The organism is Emticicia aquatilis (assembly GCF_014644295.1).
GTDB classification, from domain to species: Bacteria; Bacteroidota; Bacteroidia; order Cytophagales; family Spirosomataceae; genus Emticicia; species Emticicia aquatilis.
The window spans coordinates 229,984-247,936 of sequence record NZ_BMKK01000001.1 but is presented as its reverse complement, the minus strand read 5'-3'; the positions used below and the strand labels follow the sequence as shown (position 1 = coordinate 247,936).

The 17,953-nt window shown below is 38.0% G+C and carries 18 protein-coding genes; 9 read left to right on the top strand and 9 right to left on the bottom strand.

What is annotated here, in order from left to right:
- Nucleotide 1 precedes the first annotated feature (1 nt).
- From kdpA to IEX65_RS01040, 6 genes are all read left to right on the top strand, one after another.
- Nucleotides 2–1,699 carry a potassium-transporting ATPase subunit KdpA gene (kdpA, locus tag IEX65_RS01065; RefSeq protein ID WP_188763762.1) on the top strand — a complete coding sequence of 566 codons (1,698 nt, stop codon included), beginning with the start codon at nucleotides 2–4 and terminating at the stop codon, nucleotides 1,697–1,699.
- A 108-nt stretch (nucleotides 1,700–1,807) separates the two neighbouring features.
- On the top strand, nucleotides 1,808–3,817 hold the full coding sequence (gene kdpB, locus IEX65_RS01060; protein WP_188763760.1) for a potassium-transporting ATPase subunit KdpB: 2,010 nt from the start codon (nucleotides 1,808–1,810) through the stop codon (nucleotides 3,815–3,817).
- Nucleotides 3,818–3,837: 20 nt separating this feature from the next.
- Entirely contained in the window at nucleotides 3,838–4,401 is a 564-nt protein-coding gene (locus tag IEX65_RS01055; protein WP_188763758.1) for a K(+)-transporting ATPase subunit C, read from the top strand.
- A gap of 327 nt (nucleotides 4,402–4,728) precedes the next feature.
- Nucleotides 4,729–5,814: a porin gene (locus IEX65_RS01050; RefSeq protein WP_229250471.1), complete on the top strand. Its 1,086-nt coding sequence runs from the start codon at nucleotides 4,729–4,731 to the stop codon at nucleotides 5,812–5,814.
- A gap of 26 nt (nucleotides 5,815–5,840) precedes the next feature.
- Nucleotides 5,841–6,965, top strand: coding sequence for a sensor protein KdpD (locus IEX65_RS01045; RefSeq protein WP_188763756.1), 1,125 nt, complete (start codon nucleotides 5,841–5,843; stop codon nucleotides 6,963–6,965).
- Nucleotides 6,965–8,722, top strand: coding sequence for a HAMP domain-containing sensor histidine kinase (locus IEX65_RS01040; protein ID WP_188763754.1), 1,758 nt, complete (start codon nucleotides 6,965–6,967; stop codon nucleotides 8,720–8,722). The genes IEX65_RS01045 and IEX65_RS01040 overlap by 1 nt, the downstream gene beginning before the upstream one ends.
- Nucleotides 8,723–8,798: 76 nt before the next feature.
- Here IEX65_RS01040 and pseI read toward each other — a convergent pair whose 3' ends face one another.
- The 8 genes from pseI to galE form a co-directional block, all read right to left on the bottom strand.
- A complete protein-coding gene (pseI, locus tag IEX65_RS01035; RefSeq protein ID WP_188763752.1) occupies nucleotides 8,799–9,845 on the bottom strand; it encodes a pseudaminic acid synthase in 1,047 nt (348 codons plus the stop codon).
- Nucleotides 9,838–10,305: a GNAT family N-acetyltransferase gene (locus tag IEX65_RS01030; RefSeq protein WP_229250469.1), complete on the bottom strand. Its 468-nt coding sequence runs from the start codon at nucleotides 10,303–10,305 to the stop codon at nucleotides 9,838–9,840. Before IEX65_RS01030 ends, pseI begins: the two co-directional genes overlap by 8 nt.
- Complete coding sequence (locus tag IEX65_RS01025; protein ID WP_188763750.1) at nucleotides 10,280–10,849, bottom strand: GNAT family N-acetyltransferase; 570 nt, start codon at nucleotides 10,847–10,849, stop codon at nucleotides 10,280–10,282. Before IEX65_RS01025 ends, IEX65_RS01030 begins: the two co-directional genes overlap by 26 nt.
- A complete protein-coding gene (gene pseF, locus IEX65_RS01020; RefSeq protein WP_188763748.1) occupies nucleotides 10,846–11,532 on the bottom strand; it encodes a pseudaminic acid cytidylyltransferase in 687 nt (228 codons plus the stop codon). The genes IEX65_RS01025 and pseF overlap by 4 nt, the downstream gene beginning before the upstream one ends.
- Nucleotides 11,533–11,535: 3 nt before the next feature.
- Nucleotides 11,536–12,063, bottom strand: a complete 528-nt coding sequence (locus IEX65_RS01015; RefSeq protein ID WP_188763746.1) for a DinB family protein — start codon at nucleotides 12,061–12,063, stop codon at nucleotides 11,536–11,538.
- A 92-nt stretch (nucleotides 12,064–12,155) separates the two neighbouring features.
- A complete protein-coding gene (gene rfbB, locus IEX65_RS01010; protein ID WP_188763744.1) occupies nucleotides 12,156–13,214 on the bottom strand; it encodes a dTDP-glucose 4,6-dehydratase in 1,059 nt (352 codons plus the stop codon).
- A gap of 25 nt (nucleotides 13,215–13,239) precedes the next feature.
- Nucleotides 13,240–13,776 (bottom strand): GNAT family N-acetyltransferase, encoded by a 537-nt coding sequence (locus tag IEX65_RS01005; protein ID WP_188763742.1) that lies wholly within the window; start codon nucleotides 13,774–13,776, stop codon nucleotides 13,240–13,242.
- A complete protein-coding gene (galE, locus tag IEX65_RS01000; RefSeq protein WP_188763739.1) occupies nucleotides 13,776–14,789 on the bottom strand; it encodes a UDP-glucose 4-epimerase GalE in 1,014 nt (337 codons plus the stop codon). The genes IEX65_RS01005 and galE overlap by 1 nt, the downstream gene beginning before the upstream one ends.
- Nucleotides 14,790–15,008: 219 nt before the next feature.
- On the opposite strand from galE, the gene IEX65_RS00995 reads away from it, so the two are divergent.
- Nucleotides 15,009–15,842 carry a transglutaminase-like domain-containing protein gene (locus tag IEX65_RS00995; RefSeq protein ID WP_188763737.1) on the top strand — a complete coding sequence of 278 codons (834 nt, stop codon included), beginning with the start codon at nucleotides 15,009–15,011 and terminating at the stop codon, nucleotides 15,840–15,842.
- A 23-nt stretch (nucleotides 15,843–15,865) separates the two neighbouring features.
- Here the strand turns inward: IEX65_RS00995 and IEX65_RS00990 are convergent, their stop codons facing one another.
- Nucleotides 15,866–16,501, bottom strand: coding sequence for a 4'-phosphopantetheinyl transferase family protein (locus IEX65_RS00990; RefSeq protein ID WP_188763735.1), 636 nt, complete (start codon nucleotides 16,499–16,501; stop codon nucleotides 15,866–15,868).
- A 175-nt stretch (nucleotides 16,502–16,676) separates the two neighbouring features.
- Here IEX65_RS00990 and IEX65_RS00985 point away from each other — a divergent pair, with 175 nt between their 5' ends.
- Nucleotides 16,677–17,057 carry a hypothetical protein gene (locus IEX65_RS00985; RefSeq protein WP_188763732.1) on the top strand — a complete coding sequence of 127 codons (381 nt, stop codon included), beginning with the start codon at nucleotides 16,677–16,679 and terminating at the stop codon, nucleotides 17,055–17,057.
- 37 nt (nucleotides 17,058–17,094) lie between these two features.
- Nucleotides 17,095–17,922, top strand: a complete 828-nt coding sequence (locus IEX65_RS00980; RefSeq protein ID WP_188763730.1) for a ThuA domain-containing protein — start codon at nucleotides 17,095–17,097, stop codon at nucleotides 17,920–17,922.
- The last annotated feature ends 31 nt before the right edge of the window (nucleotides 17,923–17,953 follow it).

Below are 17,953 nucleotides of genomic sequence, written 5' to 3'. Positions count from 1 at the left end.
AATGAACTCAGAAATTCTCGGCGTAGTGCTAATGTTTGTGCTAACACTGGCCATCGCTTTACCTTTAGGAAGATACATCGGCAAGGTTTTTAACTACCAAAAAACTTGGTTAGATACTATCTTCAATCCGATTGATAAATTGTTTTTCAAGTTAAGCGGCATCAATGAATCTCAGCAAATGAACTGGAAACAGCATTTAGTTGCCCTCATAAGCATCAATGCTGCATGGTTTTTACTGTCGATGATAGTATTGACCAATATGGCTTGGCTACCACTAAATCCAGACAATAACCCATCAATGAGTGGCGATTTGGCCTTTAATACTGCCATTAGTTTTATTTGCAACACCAACTTACAGCACTACTCAGGCGAAAGCGGAATGTCATATTTAGGTCAACTCGTATTGATGTTGTGGCAGTTTTTGAGTGCTGGTACAGGCATTGCCATTGCAGCGGTTGTATTCGTGGCAATGAAAGAACGAACAACTGATAAGTTGGGTAATTTCTACTCATATTTTGTGCGTAGTTGCACTCGTATTTTATTTCCGATTGCGGTTGTGGTTGCTACGGTGCTGGTATTCAATGGTATGCCAATGACTTTTGAAGGGAAAGATACCGTAACTACGCTGCAAGGCGAAACCGTACAGGTGAGCCGTGGGCCAGTGGCAGCTTTTACGGCCATCAAACATTTGGGTACGAATGGAGGTGGTTTTTTTGGAGTAAATTCGGCACATCCGTTCGAGAATCCGAGTTATTTTACCAACATCGTCGAAATGATTACTCAGATGCTTATTCCATTCGCATTGATATTTGCTTTGGGCTATGTAATTAATCGGAAGAAACTTTCTTGGATGATTTTTGGAGTAATGACCATCGGATTTACGCTCTTAGTTGTGCCAACTATTATCTCAGAAATGAATGGAAATCCTGCCATTACTCGAATGGGAGTCAGCCAAAATCTCGGAAGCATGGAAGGTAAAGAAATCAGATTTGGCTCACCAGCTTCAGCTTATTGGAGCATCGCAACAACCGTAATTTCTACGGGAAGCGTCAATGCTATGCACGATAGCTTCACGCCTTTGAGTGGCATGAATCAAATGTTGGGCATGATGATAAATGCTTTTTATGGCGGTTGTGGCGTTGGAATGCTCAATTTCTATGTATTCATCATTCTGGCGGTATTTATTAGTGGCTTAATGGTAGGTAGAACTCCCGAGTTTTTGGGCAAGAAAATCGAAGCGAAAGAAATGAAAATAGCAATGGTAATTGCTCTGCTCCACCCGTTTTTGATTTTGGTTGGTACTGCCATCGCCAGCTATTTATACACTCATAATCCTGCTGAATATGCGGGTTGGTTGAGCAACCCAAACAACCATGGTTTTAGTCAAATGTTGTATGAAATTACTTCTTCAAGTGCCAATAATGGTAGTGGTTTTGAAGGTTTGGGCGACAATACGCCTTTCTGGAATATCGCTTGTGGCATTGTGATGCTCTTGGGGCGTTTTCTGCCAATCATCGGGCCAGTGGCCATTGCTGGTATTTTAGCCAACAAAAAATATACTCCCGAAAGCAACGGTACACTCAAAACCGATACTATGACTTTTGGCTTGATGGTCTTTGCGGTCATTGCCATCGTAGCGGCTTTATCATTCTTTCCAGCTTTGGCGTTGGGGCCAATCGCTGAATATTTCCTGCTCTAAAATTTAATAAACTTCTTGAAGGGGTATAATTAAAGGTTACTTAAGTCGCTTATTATAAGTGTTTTATGTAATTAAACATTCAGCATTTAACATTAATCATTACCTAAAATGTCAGCTAATAATCAATCAATATTTCAAAAAGACTTGATGCAAGAAGCCATCAAACAGTCTTTTGTAAAACTAAATCCTAAAATAATGTTTCGTAATCCTGTGATGTTCACGGTCGAAATCGGAACGGCAGTTATGTTTTTTGTGTGTGCTTGGATTCTCGCAGGCGAGCAGTCGCAAGGTAGTTTTGCTTACAATTTCACGGTCTTTATTGTTTTGTTTCTTACCTTACTATTTGCCAATTTTGCCGAAGCCATTGCCGAAGCAAGAGGCAAAGCCCAAGCCGATAGTTTAAGAAAAACAAGAGAAGAAACGCCCGCAAGGCTCGAAAATGGACAAGTCATTTCATCAGCAAAATTGAAAAAAGGAGATGTATTTGTCTGCGAAGCGGGCGAAATAATTGCTTCCGATGGTGAAATTATAGAAGGACTTGCCACGATTGATGAAAGTGCTATTACGGGCGAGTCGGCTCCAGTAATCAGAGAAGCAGGTGGTGATAAAAGTTCAGTAACGGGCGGAACTAAGGTTTTATCAGACAAAATAAAAGTACAGGTAACGACCGAGCAAGGCGAAAGTTTTCTTGATAAAATGATTGCTTTGGTCGAAGGGGCTTCTCGCCAAAAAACACCGAATGAAATCGCCTTAACTATTCTATTGGCAGGATTTACGCTCGTATTCATCATCGTTACGGTCACACTCAAACCATTTGCCGATTTTTCCAAAACGCCTATCACGATTGCGGCTTTTATTTCATTATTTGTCTGCTTAATTCCAACCACAATTGGTGGTTTATTATCGGCCATCGGAATTGCAGGAATGGACAGAGCTTTAAGAGCAAACGTAATCACAAAAAGTGGTAAAGCCGTAGAAACAGCGGGCGATATTGATGTACTTTTATTGGATAAAACAGGTACGATTACGATTGGAAATAGAAAGGCAACAAAGTTTTATCCATTTGATATTGATGAAAAAGAATTCATCAAAGCGGCAGTATTAAGCTCAATGGCCGACGAAACCCCCGAAGGAAAATCTATCATCGAATTGGCGGGTGTGAATCCTGCGAGTTATCAAATACAAAATCCGACTTTTATTAAATTTACTGCCGAAACTCGTTGTTCGGGCGTTGATTTTGATGGAAATCGTATCAGAAAAGGTGCTTCAGATGCTATTAAAGGCATTGCCGAAAGAGCAGGAAATGTTTACCCGAAAGGCGTACAAGAGTGCGTGAAAGTTATTTCAAGTAATGGCGGAACACCTTTAGTAGTAGCCAAAAACGAAAAAGTAATTGGGGTGATTGAACTCCAAGACATCATTAAAACGGGCATTAGCGAACGTTTTGAACGCCTCCGCAAGATGGGAATCAAGACCGTAATGGTAACGGGCGATAATCCACTCACCGCAAAATTCATAGCCGAAAAAGCAGGGGTTGATGATTACATTGCCGAAGCCAAGCCCGAAGATAAAATGAATTATATCAAAAAAGAGCAATCGGAAGGTAGATTGGTGGCCATGATGGGTGATGGTACAAACGATGCCCCAGCTTTAGCCCAAGCCGATGTAGGTGTGGCCATGAACAGCGGTACACAAGCCGCCAAAGAAGCAGGAAACATGGTTGATTTAGATAATGACCCAACCAAATTAATTGAGGTCGTTGAAATTGGTAAACAATTACTCATGACTCGTGGAACACTGACTACTTTCAGTATTGCCAACGATATTGCCAAGTATTTTGCTATAATCCCTGCCTTGTTTATTGTGGCTATTCCAGCTCTGCAAGGTCTCAATATCATGCACTTGCACAGCCCAGAAAGTGCCATTTTATCGGCAGTGATTTTCAATGCAATCATTATTCCGATGCTTATTCCTTTGGCTTTGAAAGGTGTTGAGTATAAGCCAATTGGAGCAAGTGCCTTACTCCGTCGTAATCTCTTGATTTATGGTTTGGGTGGCATCATTATTCCATTCGTAGGTATTAAACTTATTGACGTTGTAGTAGCAATGTTTATTTAAAATCTTAAATTTCAGAAATCATGGACGCATATATTTTTTCAGCTTTCCGTCTAACAATCGTAAGTTTATTGTTTTTTGTCGGAATCTATTCAGCTATCGTTTTTGGGATTGCTCAGTTTGCTCCCAATCATGGCAAAGGAGAAATTATTTCTCAAAACAACAAAACATATTATGCCAATATTGGTCAAACTTTCACCGATGATAAATATTTTCAATCTCGTCCGTCGGCGGTAGCTTATAATGCCGCAGGAAGTGCAGGAAGCAATAAAGCACCTTCAAACCCAGATTATTTGAAGGAAGTTCAAGCCCGAATTGATACATTTTTGGTGCATAACCCAGGTGTACAAAAGTCAGAAATTCCTTCCGATATTGTCACCGCAAGTGGAAGTGGTTTAGACCCAAATATTTCGGTACAAGCCGCAAAGATTCAAATCAAAAGAATTGCAAAAATTAGAGGAATTGCCGAGGCTAATCTCAAGCAATTGATTATTTCAAACACCGAACCGCCATTACTCGGATTATTCGGCCCTGAAAAAATCAATGTTTTAAAGTTAAATTTGGCACTCGATGAGTTAAAGAATTAGAGTGGTTTTGCTTGCAAAGTATTCATATATCATTTTCTCACAGAAAGTTGATGGAGTCTGAAATTTCCCCTCCTTAAAAAGGAGGGGTGTCCTGACGAAGTCGGACGGGGTGGTTCTTAGCCTATGGGTGCTTTGAAAAATGCTTAGTTGGAACAAACCACCCCGACTGGGCGTCCCCGTCAAAATTCGACTATGTCTGAATTTTGCCACCGAAGCGTCGGTCGCCCCTCTTTAAAAAGGAGGGGAAACTAAGAATAGAAACAGTTAATGAGATATCTCTTTATATAGAAGTCAAATGTTTTTTTCATAAATCCAACTATAAAATCAATGAATTATTCGAAAATTAAATTATTTATGCTGTTTTGTCTGATGGCATTTAATAATTCCCTTTACGCACAAAAAGATAGTATAAAATCAAATTTGGTAATCAATGCTTATTTAGAAACCTACTATACTTTTGTAGCTAATCAAGCCAGCCACACACGCCCGAGTTTTATTTATTCACACAACCGTAGCAATGAAGTCAATATCAATTTAGGATTTATCAAAGCTGCCTATCAAAACGATGCTCTGAGAGCAAATTTGAGCATTGCCACGGGAACTTACATGAATGCCAATTATGCTGCCGAAGTAGGCGTTTTGAAGAACATTTATGAGGCGAATGTGGGGGTAAAAGTAGCAAAAAATAATAATTTATGGCTGGATATGGGCGTAATGCCCTCGCACATAGGTTTTGAAAGTGCCATCAGTAAAGATTGTTGGAATCTTACCCGAAGTCTGATGGCCGATAATTCACCTTACTTTGAAACTGGGGCAAAACTTTCTTATACTTCCCGAAATGAAAAATGGTTTTTTGCGGGTTTGGTGCTAAATGGCTGGCAGCGAATACAGTTAGTTGATGGAAATAATCAACCTGCTTTTGGACATCAAATAACTTATAAAAATGCAAAGCTAACGCTCAATAGTAGCTCATATCTCGGAAGCGACAAGCCAGATAGTGTAAAACAAATGAGGTATTTTCATAATTTTTATGCCATCTATCAGGCAACTGATAAAATCGGATTTACTGTCGGACTTGACTATGGCGTAGAGCAAAAACAAAAGGGTAGTAGTAGATACAATTCTTGGTACAGTCCAATTTTGATTTGTCGAATAACACCTAACTCAAAGTCTGCTATCGCTGCCAGAATTGAGCATTATAATGATAAAAATGGCGTAATTATAGCAACAAATACTCAAAATGGTTTCCAGACTTGGGGATATTCGTTAAACTATGATTATAAAATAAATGAAAATTTATTATGGCGAGTAGAAGCCCGAACTTTCAAAAGTAAAGACATGATTTTTATGAGTGATAATCGACCGCAAAATTCCAATGTGTTTCTAACTACCTCGTTTGCCATAGCTCTATAAATTGTTTTTTGAAAAGCAAAATACCAATGGAAGAAACTAAAAAATCTGCCCAAGAATTTCTCAATTTAATCAAGAAATCGAAGCGGGGGAAATTCAAAGTGTATATCGGAATGAGTGCGGGCGTAGGAAAAACCTACCGAATGTTGCAGGAATCACACACGCTTTTGAAGAATGGCATCGATGTGAAAATTGGTTTCATCGAAACGCACAACCGCAAAGAAACACACGATTTACTGGTAGGCTTACCGCTTATTCCACGCAGAAAAATATTTTATAAAGGCAAAGAACTGGAAGAAATGGATGTTTCGGCCGTAATAAATGCCTGCCCAGAAGTCGTGATTGTCGATGAATTGGCACATACCAATATAGAAGGTAGCAAAAACGAGAAACGTTGGCAAGATGTGCTTGAAATTCTGGAAGCAGGTATCAGCGTTATTTCGGCTTTGAATATTCAGCACATCGAAAGCCTCAACGAAGAAGTGAAAACTATCACGGGCATCGAAGTAAAAGAGCGAGTTCCTGATAGCATTATTGCCCAAGCTGATGAAGTAGTAAACATCGACCTAACGGCCGACGAACTTATTTCACGCTTAAAAGAAGGGAAAATTTATCAGCCCGATAAAGTAGAAATGGCCCTGAAAAACTTCTTTAAGAGTGAGCATATTTTGCAGCTTCGTGAGTTGGCACTGAAAGAAGTAGCCTCGCAAGTTGAGCGAAAAGTTGAGTCCGAAATTACGAAAGTCAATACTATCAAACACGAGCGTTTTTTGGCTTGTATTAGCAGCAATGCCAATACAGCCAAGACCGTTATTCGTAAAACTGCTCGCTTGGCCAACTATTATAACAGTAAATGGTTTGTACTTTACGTGCAGACACCCAAAGAGTCGGCCGATAAAATTCCGTTGGATAAACAACGACATCTCATAAATCATTTTAAATTAGCCACCGAATTGGGAGCAGAAATCATCAAAGTTGAAAACTCTGAAATCGTAAAGGCAATTATGCAGCAAGCCGAAGAACGTAAAATTTCAACGATTTGTATCGGAAAACCGCATTTTAGCTTAATTAAAATCATTTTAGCAACTAATGTTTTCAACGAACTCCTTAAAAAACTCTCCAGTAGCGATACTGACCTTGTAATTCTAAGCTAATGAAAATCAAACATAAACTCATTTCGGGCATTGGACTTCTGTTTTTAATGATAACCCTACTTACGGTTATCGGGTCGGTGTTTATTCATAAATTATCGACTGAAACCAAGAATATTTTGGTGGCAAATTATAACACCATCGACTATTCCCGAAATATGCTCATTGCACTCAATGGAAACGTTTTTTCTGAAAAAGAGCTAAAGTTTTTTGAAGAAAATCTAAGGAAACAGCAAAGTAATGTGACAGAAGTAGGAGAGAAGGAACTCACCGATAAACTAAGCAATGATTTTGAGCAACTAAAGAAAAACAATGTTGATGCTGAAATAATCCGAACAATCCGTAGCGATATTTCTGACATAATATTGCTCAATATGCAGGCTATTCAGCGAAAAAGTAGTATCGCCGAGAGAACCTCCGATAGTGCCATTGCTTGGATTGGACTAATCGGTGCAGTTTGTTTCTTAATCGCCTTTACGCTTTTGGTGAATTTACCCAATAATATTGCTAATCCAATTTCCGAACTGACCAAGAGTATCAAGCAAATTGCTTCCGAAAATTATTCAGAAAGAGTACATTTTGAGGGCCACAATGAGTTTGGCGATTTGGCGAAATCATTCAACACAATGGCTCAAAAATTGGAAGAATACAAAGCTGGGAATATCGAAAAACTATTGATGGAAAAGAAGCGTACCGAAACTCTCATCAATAATATGCGAGAGCCAGTAATTGGCTTGGATGAAGATAATAGAGTGCTTTTTATGAATAATAATGCCTTGAAAATCACAGGATTGAAATCTGAAGATGTACTAAATAGGCCTGTTCAAGAGATTGCAACTAATAATGATTTGGTTCGGACACTCACCAAAGATTTATTCATCAATGCAGATAATAGCATTATACATAAAATTGAACCTATTAAAATCTACGCCGACAATAAAGAAAGTTATTTTGAAAAGGAACTGATTCCGATAAATATCATTCCGACTGGCGAAGAGCATGAAAAAAGCATCGGGAATGTGATTTTGTTGCAGAATATCACCGAGTATAAAGAACTGGACTTCGCCAAAACTAATTTTATCGCTACGGTTTCGCACGAATTTAAAACGCCAATTTCATCAATCAAAATGAGTGTGCAACTCTTAGAAAACAATCAAATTGGTCTATTGAATGCAGAACAAAAAGATTTGATTGACAGCATAAAAGACGATACAAATCGCTTGCTGAGAATAACGAGCGAGTTGCTAAATGTGACACAGGTCGAGAGTGGAAGTATTCAATTAAATCTTTTACCGACCAATACGCAAGAAATGCTGAATTATGCCATCAGTGCGAATAAAAATGCGGCTGAACAAAAGCAAATTCAACTTCGCACCAGTACGCAGACGCCCGCACCAGAAGTTTTTGTTGACAGCGAAAAAACCGCTTGGGTACTAACTAACCTGATTTCCAATGCCATTCGTTATTCTTACGAACATTCTACTATTAATATTAATATTTCTTCAGATAAAGATAGCGTCAAATTCTTAATCATTGATTCTGGACAGGGCATTGCTCCACAATATTTATCCAAAATCTTTGACCGATATTTTAGAATTCCCGGCACACAAAAAGAAGGGACTGGTTTGGGGCTAAGCATCAGCAAAGAATTTATCGAAGCTCAAGGTGGTAAAATTGAAGTCGAAAGTGAATTTGGAAAAGGAAGTAAATTTTCGGTGATTTTACCACTCCATGAAGCAGCTACTGAACCGACTTATTAATGAAAATAGTTAAATAAACAAGGAAGTCTTCGCTCAAAGCGAAGGCTTCCTTAAACTTCCTAAATTATTAAAAAAACTACTTCACCAAATTCCAACTCAAAGCAGTTCCTGCTTCAATATCTTGCGTGGCTGTTTTGCCTAAAATCTCATCATAATATCTTGTGTGTAAGCCATTTGATGGGCGAATCGAACGTACATTTTTTTCGCTGAAAACATCTCCCGCTTTCATTGGCTCGACTACGTAAAGTGAACGTTTATATTGCAAACTCTTTTGTTCTTTTTCTGACAAAATATAATTCACTTTTCCCATTGCCAAAAATGCTCTTTCCGACTCAATGACCAAGTTTTTGAGTTCCTCTGGTTCGAGCGAAAAAGCAGAGTCAACACCACCATCGGCACGGCGAAGCGTAAAATGTTTTTCTAAAACTCTCGCCCCAAGAGCTACAGCCGCTACTGCTGCCCCAATTCCCATTGTATGGTCTGAAAGCCCGATTTGGCAATCAAAAAGGTCTTTCATGTGCGGAATCGTAAGCAAATTGGTGCTTTCGGGTGTAGCAGGGTAGGTGCTGGTGCATTTCAACAAAACCAAATCTTTGCAGCCATATTTACGCAAAACCGCTACTGATTCTTGAATATCGGCAATACTCGCCACACCCGTACTCATGATTACTGGTTTGCCAGTTTGAGCTACTTTTTTGAGCAAAATATGGTCGGTATTTTCAAATGACGCAATTTTATAGCATGGTACATCCAGACTTTCAAGAAAATCAACGGCTGTAGTATCAAATGGACTACTAAACGCCAACATTCCGTGAGCTTTGGCTCTATCAAATATTGGTTTGTGCCATTCCCACGGCGTGTAGGCCATTTGGTAGAGTTTATGCAAATTTTGGTTTTTCCAAAGTGAATTTTGGTCTTTTATCACAAACTCATCGGAAGTACCATTGAACGTAATCGTATCGGCGGTATAAGTTTGTAATTTGAGGGCGTGAGCTCCTGCTTCAGCGGCAGCATCGACAATCTCGAAGGCACGCTCAAGCGATTGATTATGATTGCCTGACATTTCTGCAATTACAAATGGCTTGTGGTCAGGACTGATGATTGTATCTTGAATTTTAAACATATTTCTTTTCCAAAAGATAGCTTGCTTCGTTGCTGATAATTAACTCGTTAATTATCTCAAAACCCGCCTTTTTGAACGAATTTAAGGATGCTAAGTTAGTTTTTTTGATGTATGCGTGGATATTTTTTGCTTGAAATTCAGTAAAGAAAACTTCACAAGCACTTGTGAGCATCGGTACTGCTAAACCCAAGCCTCGAAAGTTCTTATCAATCGAAATTCCGATGATGTTTTCATCTGTTTTCTGTTCGATTCTGATTTGGCCAATTGGAATGTTTTCTTCGTTTTCAAAAACTAAAAGTAAGGCTTTTTTATCTTCAATTTTTCTCGAAAACCAATTTATATGCTCTTGATAATCAACTTCTTGCGTGTTGAATGAATTGCTGCGAGTAGCAGGGTCATTTGTCCATTCAAAATATAAATCGAGGTCTGATAAATTAGCTTTTCGGTGATGAATCTGCATATTTGGTATGAATCAAAACGTCGATAAATTTTCCTTCAAAATAACAATGTTCTTTTAATCGAGCTTCTTCTGTAAAGCCATTTTTGAGCAACATTGGGTATAAATGTGGGCGTAAATCAAAGGCATAGGTGAATATTTTATGAAAATTGATTTCTGAAAAAGCCACTTGCTGGATTAAACTTAGATAACTGCTCCAATGATACTCAAAAAAGTCTTTTTCGAGAGCGGTTTCCATGATGAATGAAATTTCAGCATTTCGGTCAATCCAGTTGATATGAACCAAGCCACCGTAGCCAATACATTCACCGTTTTTTAAGAACGAAAAAAGCAACTGACTTGGTTTCTCTTGTTCAAAAAGTTTCGAGACTACATTATCGAAGTAATTTTTTTGGTCGGCTTCAGTGAGTGGTTTTGCTTGGCGAAGATGATAAATTTGCTCATTTCTCCATTGCATTATCGAAAACTGGTCTTCATCTCGAAGTGGTATCAACGTAAATTCATTATATTCAAAACGTTGATTTTTTAAACATTTGTAGGCTCTCATATCTTCGATTTTATTCGATATTTAAACTCCGCTACTTTCCAATCTTCTTCGTTGTCAATATCGTGAGCATTCATTTCTGAAATAACAATTCCGCTGGTGTTTTCGGTCAAAATAGTGCGGTTTTTTAATAGTTTTTCAGTTTTAAAGAAATAAAACTGCCCTGCATCATGGTAAAGTGGCGTAAGGTCTTGCGAACGCACTTGGGCGTTTTCGGGGTTTTGCCAACGGAGTTTATTATCTTGAAAAATTACTCCTCGTTGTGGAGGGAATGAGAATTTCTGAACTGGATACACCGAATCGAGCTTTTGAGATTGAAGCAAATCAAATGCTTTTTGTAGCGTTTCTGCCGAAACGAATGGGGCAGTTGGATAAATGCAACAGCCTATTTCAAAAGATTTACTGATATTTTTATATGCATCCAAAACCTCTACCAAAACATCAACGGTGGTTGCGTAATCATTGGCGTTTTCGGTGCTTCTAGTGAACGGGACGTTCGCTCCACAATTTCTTGCAATTTCTGCAATTTCTTCATCATCCGTCGATACCATTACTTCGTCGAATAGTTTGCTTTCTAAAGCTGCTTCTATCGAATAGGCAATGATTGGTTTTCCGAGAAAATCCTTTATGTTTTTTCTCGGAATTCGTTTGCTTCCGCCCCTTGCGGGTATTATAGCGATAGTCATAAATTAGCTTATTACTTGATTTTCTAATTCTGTTTTTTGACGTAAATGGTGACGGTAGTGCATTTCGTGTAAATAATACCATTCTTTGGCATCGAGCCAGCCCATTGCTACTTGTAGGGCTTTATAAGAGCCATCATCATTGCTGACGGCTTCGATTAAATTCTGAGAATCAACCAAAATTTTTGCTAAAATACTTTTGTATTCTTCTCTTGTTTTGGCAACTGGCTCTGGCCCACGAATTGCATCGGGAATTTTGAGCTTTACGGGAGGAAAACCACCGTATTTGAATTGCTGCTCACCAAAATGAGTTTTTTCTCCGCCGAGTTGTCCTTTTCGTTTTTCGAGACAACGTACACAGTTTGCCAAGAAAAAGAATTGTGAAGAAACCGTCAGATGTTCATACATTTGTCCAAGCGACCAAGTTTCATCATTAGTTTTGAAGAAAAAATGTTCGTCAGAATAATCATCGAGGCTATTAATGTATTGATTGACGATAGTTTCGAGATTTGGATAAACTTCGGTCGGAGACATATCAGTGAGCAGTTAACAATTATAATGTGCATTTATCCGTGACACGCCCTTTTACAATTTGCAAGTAGGCGTACCACGGAATTTGTAAGTGCTTATTTATACATTTTCTCGTAATACTTTGTATAATCGCCGCTTGTTACGTTTTGAAGCCATTCTTTGTTGGCGAGATACCACTCAACGGTCTGAGTAAGGCCTTCTTCAAATTGCAAAGATGGCTCCCATCCGAGTTCTTTCATAAGCTTATTAGCATCAATGGCATAACGTAGGTCATGTCCAGCACGGTCAGTTACGTAGGTGATGAGTTTTACAGAAGTTCCTTCTGGGCGACCTAATTTTTCGTCCATGATTTTGCACAAAAGATGCACTAAATCAATGTTTTTCCATTCGTTAAAGCCACCGATATTATAAGTTTCACCGTTTCCTCCATTATGATAAATTACGTCAATGGCACGAGCGTGGTCTTTTACAAAAAGCCAGTCACGCACGTTTTCGCCTTTACCATAAACTGGAAGTGGACGATTGTGCATAATGTTATTAATCATCAACGGAATCAATTTTTCGGGGAAGTGATTCGGCCCGTAATTATTTGAACAGTTTGAGATAACAACTGGTAATTTATAAGTATTATGATATGCTCTTACGAAGTGGTCAGAAGAAGCCTTCGATGCCGAGTACGGCGAACGTGGGTCGTAGCTTGTAGTTTCTAAGAAAAATTCCTCAGGGTTATGTAGTTCGCCATAAACTTCATCGGTTGAAACATGGTAGAAACGTTTACCCGAAAAATCGCTTTTCCAAGCGTTTTTAGCTGCATTTAGCAAATTCACAGTTCCGATAACGTTGGTCATTACAAATTCCATTGGATTGGTAATTGACCTATCAACATGAGATTCGGCTGCTAAGTGAATAACACCCGAAAAATTATATTTTTCAAACAAACTATTGATGTATGCTGCATCAGTAATATCGCCATGCTCAAAAGTATAATTTGGTGATTTTTCGATATCGGTCAAGTTTTCGAGGTTTCCTGCGTACGTAAGTTTGTCAAGGTTAACTATCTGATAGTTTGGGTATTTCGTAACAAAAAGTCTGACTACATGAGAGCCAATAAAACCTGCTCCGCCTGTTATGAGTATTGTTTGATTCGAGTCCATAATTGAAATTTTCTAATTAATATATCTACAAGTCATATGATAAAATTGCAAATTCAAAATTATCTGACCAGCCAGTTTTTAATGGTAAATTTTGCCTTTTTCTTCCTTCGAGAGTCATACCAACTTTTTCTAAGACTCGAACCGAACCGATGTTTTCAACTGCACAACCTGCTCCGATTCGATGAAGTTTGAGTTCATTAAAACCAAAGTTGATGATTGTTTTTAATGCTTCGGTTGCGTATCCTTTGTTCCAAAAATCAGTATGAAGTTTATACCAAACTTCAGCATTTCGATATTTTTCTTTGCCCAAATTAAGTGCTATTAAACCAATAAACTGATTTTCTGCTATTATCGTAAAAGTAAAAATCCGATTATCTTCTTTTTGGTTTTCTGAAATCCATTGTTCTAAAATTGCTTGTGTTTGCTCAATATTTTCTGGAATTCCCAAGGCATTGAACTCATCAGTTTCGGGCAACGAATGTAATTGATGAATAGCTTCTAAATCAGAAATATCAATTGGTTTTAAATGTAACCTTTCTGATTTTAAGTAGATGTTATTCATTACTTCTTCATCAATTTCTTTTCCCAACGCCACGCGTCTTTTAGACTTTCGGCGAGTTTTTTTTCTACTTTCCAGCCCATAACTTTTTCAGCTTTTTCTACACTTCCGTATATTTTCTCTACATCACCCGCACGGCGTGGCCCGATTTCGTAATTGAGTTTAAGTTTATTTACTTTCTCAAAAGTTTTAATAATTTCGAGAACTGTGTTGCCTGTTCCTGTTCCTACATTAAATACATCGTAGTAGTTCTCCGCCTGTTTATCAAGCAATTCGAGTGCCGAAACGTGAGCTTTTGCCAAATCTACTACATGAATAAAATCTCGGATGTTTGTGCCATCAGGTGTATTATAATCACTACCAAAAACAGTCAGTTTTGGTCTGATTCCTGCGGCAGTTTGTGTGATAAACGGCACTAAATTGCTCGGTACGCCATTGGGGAGTTCGCCAATATGTGCTGATGGATGAGCTCCAATTGGATTGAAATAGCGAAGTGCGATAATTTTAAGCGGATTTCCTGCGGTGATTGTGTCACGCAAAATGTCTTCGCACATTGTTTTTGTATTTCCATAAGGAGAGGTAGCTGGTTGACGAGGCGTTGCTTCGGTTACGGGAATTTGGTCGGGTTGACCGTAAACCGTACACGAAGATGAAAAAACTAAATTTTTTATACCCAATTTTAGCATTACTTTTAAAACATTGAGCGTTGAGCCGAGGTTGTTTTCGTAATATTTGATTGGTTTTTCGACAGATTCTCCAACAGCCTTGTAGGCCGCAAAGTGTATGATGCCTTCGATATTTTCTTTTTTACAAATTTGTTCTAAAACCTTGATGTCATTGCAGTCTTTTTCGTAGCATTTAATCGATTTTTTGACAATTTTCTTGATACCTTTTAGTGCAGATTTGTCAGAATTATTGAAGTTGTCGATAATAATTGGTTCGTGTCCAGCATTGATTAGTTCTACAACTGTGTGTGAACCAATGAAACCAGCTCCGCCCGTAACTAAAATTTTCATAAAAAAATGTTTGTTTTTTTTACAAAAGTATGAATTTAGCACTTGAATTGGAAATGCTTCGTATAAATATGTGTTTTAAGATAGTCGTTGGAGTGCTAAAGTGTTAGTAGCCAGTTGTTTATGTTTCTGTGCGAGCGTTTGAACACTTTTACGTATTAGTTTTGAGTAGCGATTTAGACCAGTGAAAATAGATAACCTAAAAAGACATCAACAAATAAAATGAACGAATCGGAAATTAAAGCTTTAGTTACCTTGCTCGATGATGAAGATAGTGAGGTGGTGCAGCACGTTGAGAGTCGCTTACGGACTTTGGGTGGTTCGATAATTCCTTTATTAGAAGACCACTGGCAAGGAAATGGGTTAAACCCAATTTTACAGAAAAAAATTGAAGATTTGATACACGATTTGCAGTATAATACTGTAATCGACCGCTTGGTGGCGTGGAAAAATAACGGCCACGAAGACCTGCTCGAAGGAATGTGGATTGTGGCAACTTATCAGTATCCCGATTTGAATATCGACAAGCTTCGCCAATATATCAATGATATGTATTTTGATGCTTGGCTCGAACTTCGAGAAGACATGCACCCGCACGACCAAATCAGGGTGTTGAATCAGATTTTCTTTGATAAATACAAATATTTGCCAAATACTAAAAATTTTCATTCGGTGGCAAATTCGATGCTTAATCAGGTTTTTGATTTGAAAAAAGGAAATCCGATTTCGTTGTGCGTTATTTATTTGCTTATGGCTCGTCGTTTAGGGCTTCCTGTAAGTGGCGTAAACCTGCCGAGTTTGTTTGTGCTTACTTACAAAACACCGCAAATTCAGTTTTACATCAATATTTTTAATCGTGGACTGATTTTCTCGAAGGTTGATATTAGTAATTATATCAAGCAGATGCAGCTTAAACCACAGGATTCTTTTTTTCAACCTTGCTCAAACCTGGATATTGTATCGAGGGTTTTACGAAATCTGATAGTTTCGTTTGAGAAAATCTCTGACCTCGAGCGTGCCAAGGAAGTTGAAAGTATTTTGAAGGCAATTTCGTAGGGGCGTATCGCATACGCCCAAAGCTATTTCCCTGTTACTACCAGAATATAACCATCTATTTTCTCGATATAGATGCTATATTTTTCATCTAATTCATTGATTGTCAGCTTTCCTGTGATTTTTTTTTGCTCTTTTTGGAATGGGAAAACGTGCAGGTTTTCATTGAAAATTACCTTTCGTTTGCCATAGAGTTTATAAAGAGCCTCTTTGGCCGACCAGTAAATACAGAGTTTCTCAATATCTCCTTCGGCATTGATTCTTTCGGATTCAGACAAAAATTTGTGTGCAATTCTTTTTAGTTTCTCCGAGGGCTTTTCCATATCCATTCCCAGTGCTTCGCTTGGGTGCATGACGGCCGCTACGTAATTTGAAGTGTGCGTTATCGACATTTGCCAGTTGCTACCCACCAAGTAGGGTTTTCCGTGTTCATCTTTCTTGACTCCTAAATACTTTATACCAAGTGAATTTGCTAAGTATTTGATTACGAGCCTACTACAAAAGAATTCAACTTGTTTTTGTGGATGGCTAATTGATGCCAGTTCAGCATCGGTCAGTATTTCCGAAGGCAGCATCGCCTGTAATTCATCGTGCGATTCGGTGATTTGCCAAACTGCCAATGAAATATCGTTTTCGTATTTTTTTTCTAAGATTATGGGCATAACACATACTTTGGATTCAAAGATACGGATAAAAATGTATCACTAACCACTAATATTGATAATGAGCCGTTTATAAAAAAAAGGCTTTAAAATGGAAGTATGTATTGCAAGGTATAGTGTATAACATTATATTTGTTTGAAATTATGAAAATCTTTTAATTTAAACATTACTCAAATGAAAAAGCTCAATTACTTTCTTGGATTTATTTTGTTTGCGACTCTTGTATCGTTTCCTTTTTTGAAGAAAGAAATGAATGGCGATAATATCAAGGTTTCGGTCAATGAAACAAAAGAAGAATATCGCTTCGAGGCCAGTTTCAATAAAGATAAATCAGATGCCGTGTCTGAATACATGGATGATTATTTAGACCAAAAAATCTTTGAAAATGCCCAAGTTGATGCCGCAATGAGGCTTAATGACGGTACACAAATTTATGTCAAAACCGATGATGGCGAAGTGAAAATTAGGTTAGATAAGCAATTAAACTCAAGAGAATCTTATGAGAAAATCAAGAAGATGGGAGAGGGGATAAAGCGAATTTTGACAAAGAAATAAGCATTTTAGGTGTATATTTGGGCAAAAACTACAAACTATGACAATCCTAAGAAAAATTACCTTCAGTTTTATTTTTTGCGTATTCATTCTTGATGTTTTTGCTCAAAAAAAAACTCAATTCAAAGTAATTGCTTTTTATACGGCCAAAAACGACAAAGCTCATATCAGTTTTGTGCATGAAGCCAATCGCTGGTTTCCTACTGTGGCTAAGAAATATAATTTCAGTTATGATTCAACTGATAATTGGGCAAATCTTAATGCTGATTTTCTTTCAAAATATCAGATTGTACTTTTCTTAGATACACGTCCCGAAGATAAAACTCAGCGAACTGCTTTTCAGCAATACATCGAAAAAGGTGGAGCTTGGATTGGCTTTCATTTTGCAGCTTTTGCTCTCAATAATTCTACTTATAATCAAGATTGGGATTGGTATCACAACCAGTTTTTAGGTGCTGGACAGTACAAAAGCAATACATGGCGACCAACTTCGGCTATTTTACGAGTAGAAGACTCGACACATCCTGCCACAAAAAAACTTCCAGAAACCTTCAAATCTTCGCCTAACGAATGGTACAGATGGGAAAAAGATTTACGCCAAAATAAGGATATTAAGGTGCTACTTTCTATTGACCCAAGCAGTTTTCCACTCGGAACTGGCCCAAAAGCCCACGAAATTTGGCACAGTGGCGATTATCCCGTGGTTTGGACAAATAAAAACTACCGAATGCTCTACGTAAATATGGGGCATAACGACATCGAGTATGAAAACAAAACCAATAAAGAATTATCATTTCAGTTTACCAACGAAACTCAAAATCAGCTGATTATCAATACTTTGCTTTGGTTGGGTAGAGGTAAGAAATAATTTTTTAGATTACTTTCGAGAAATCGCTTGA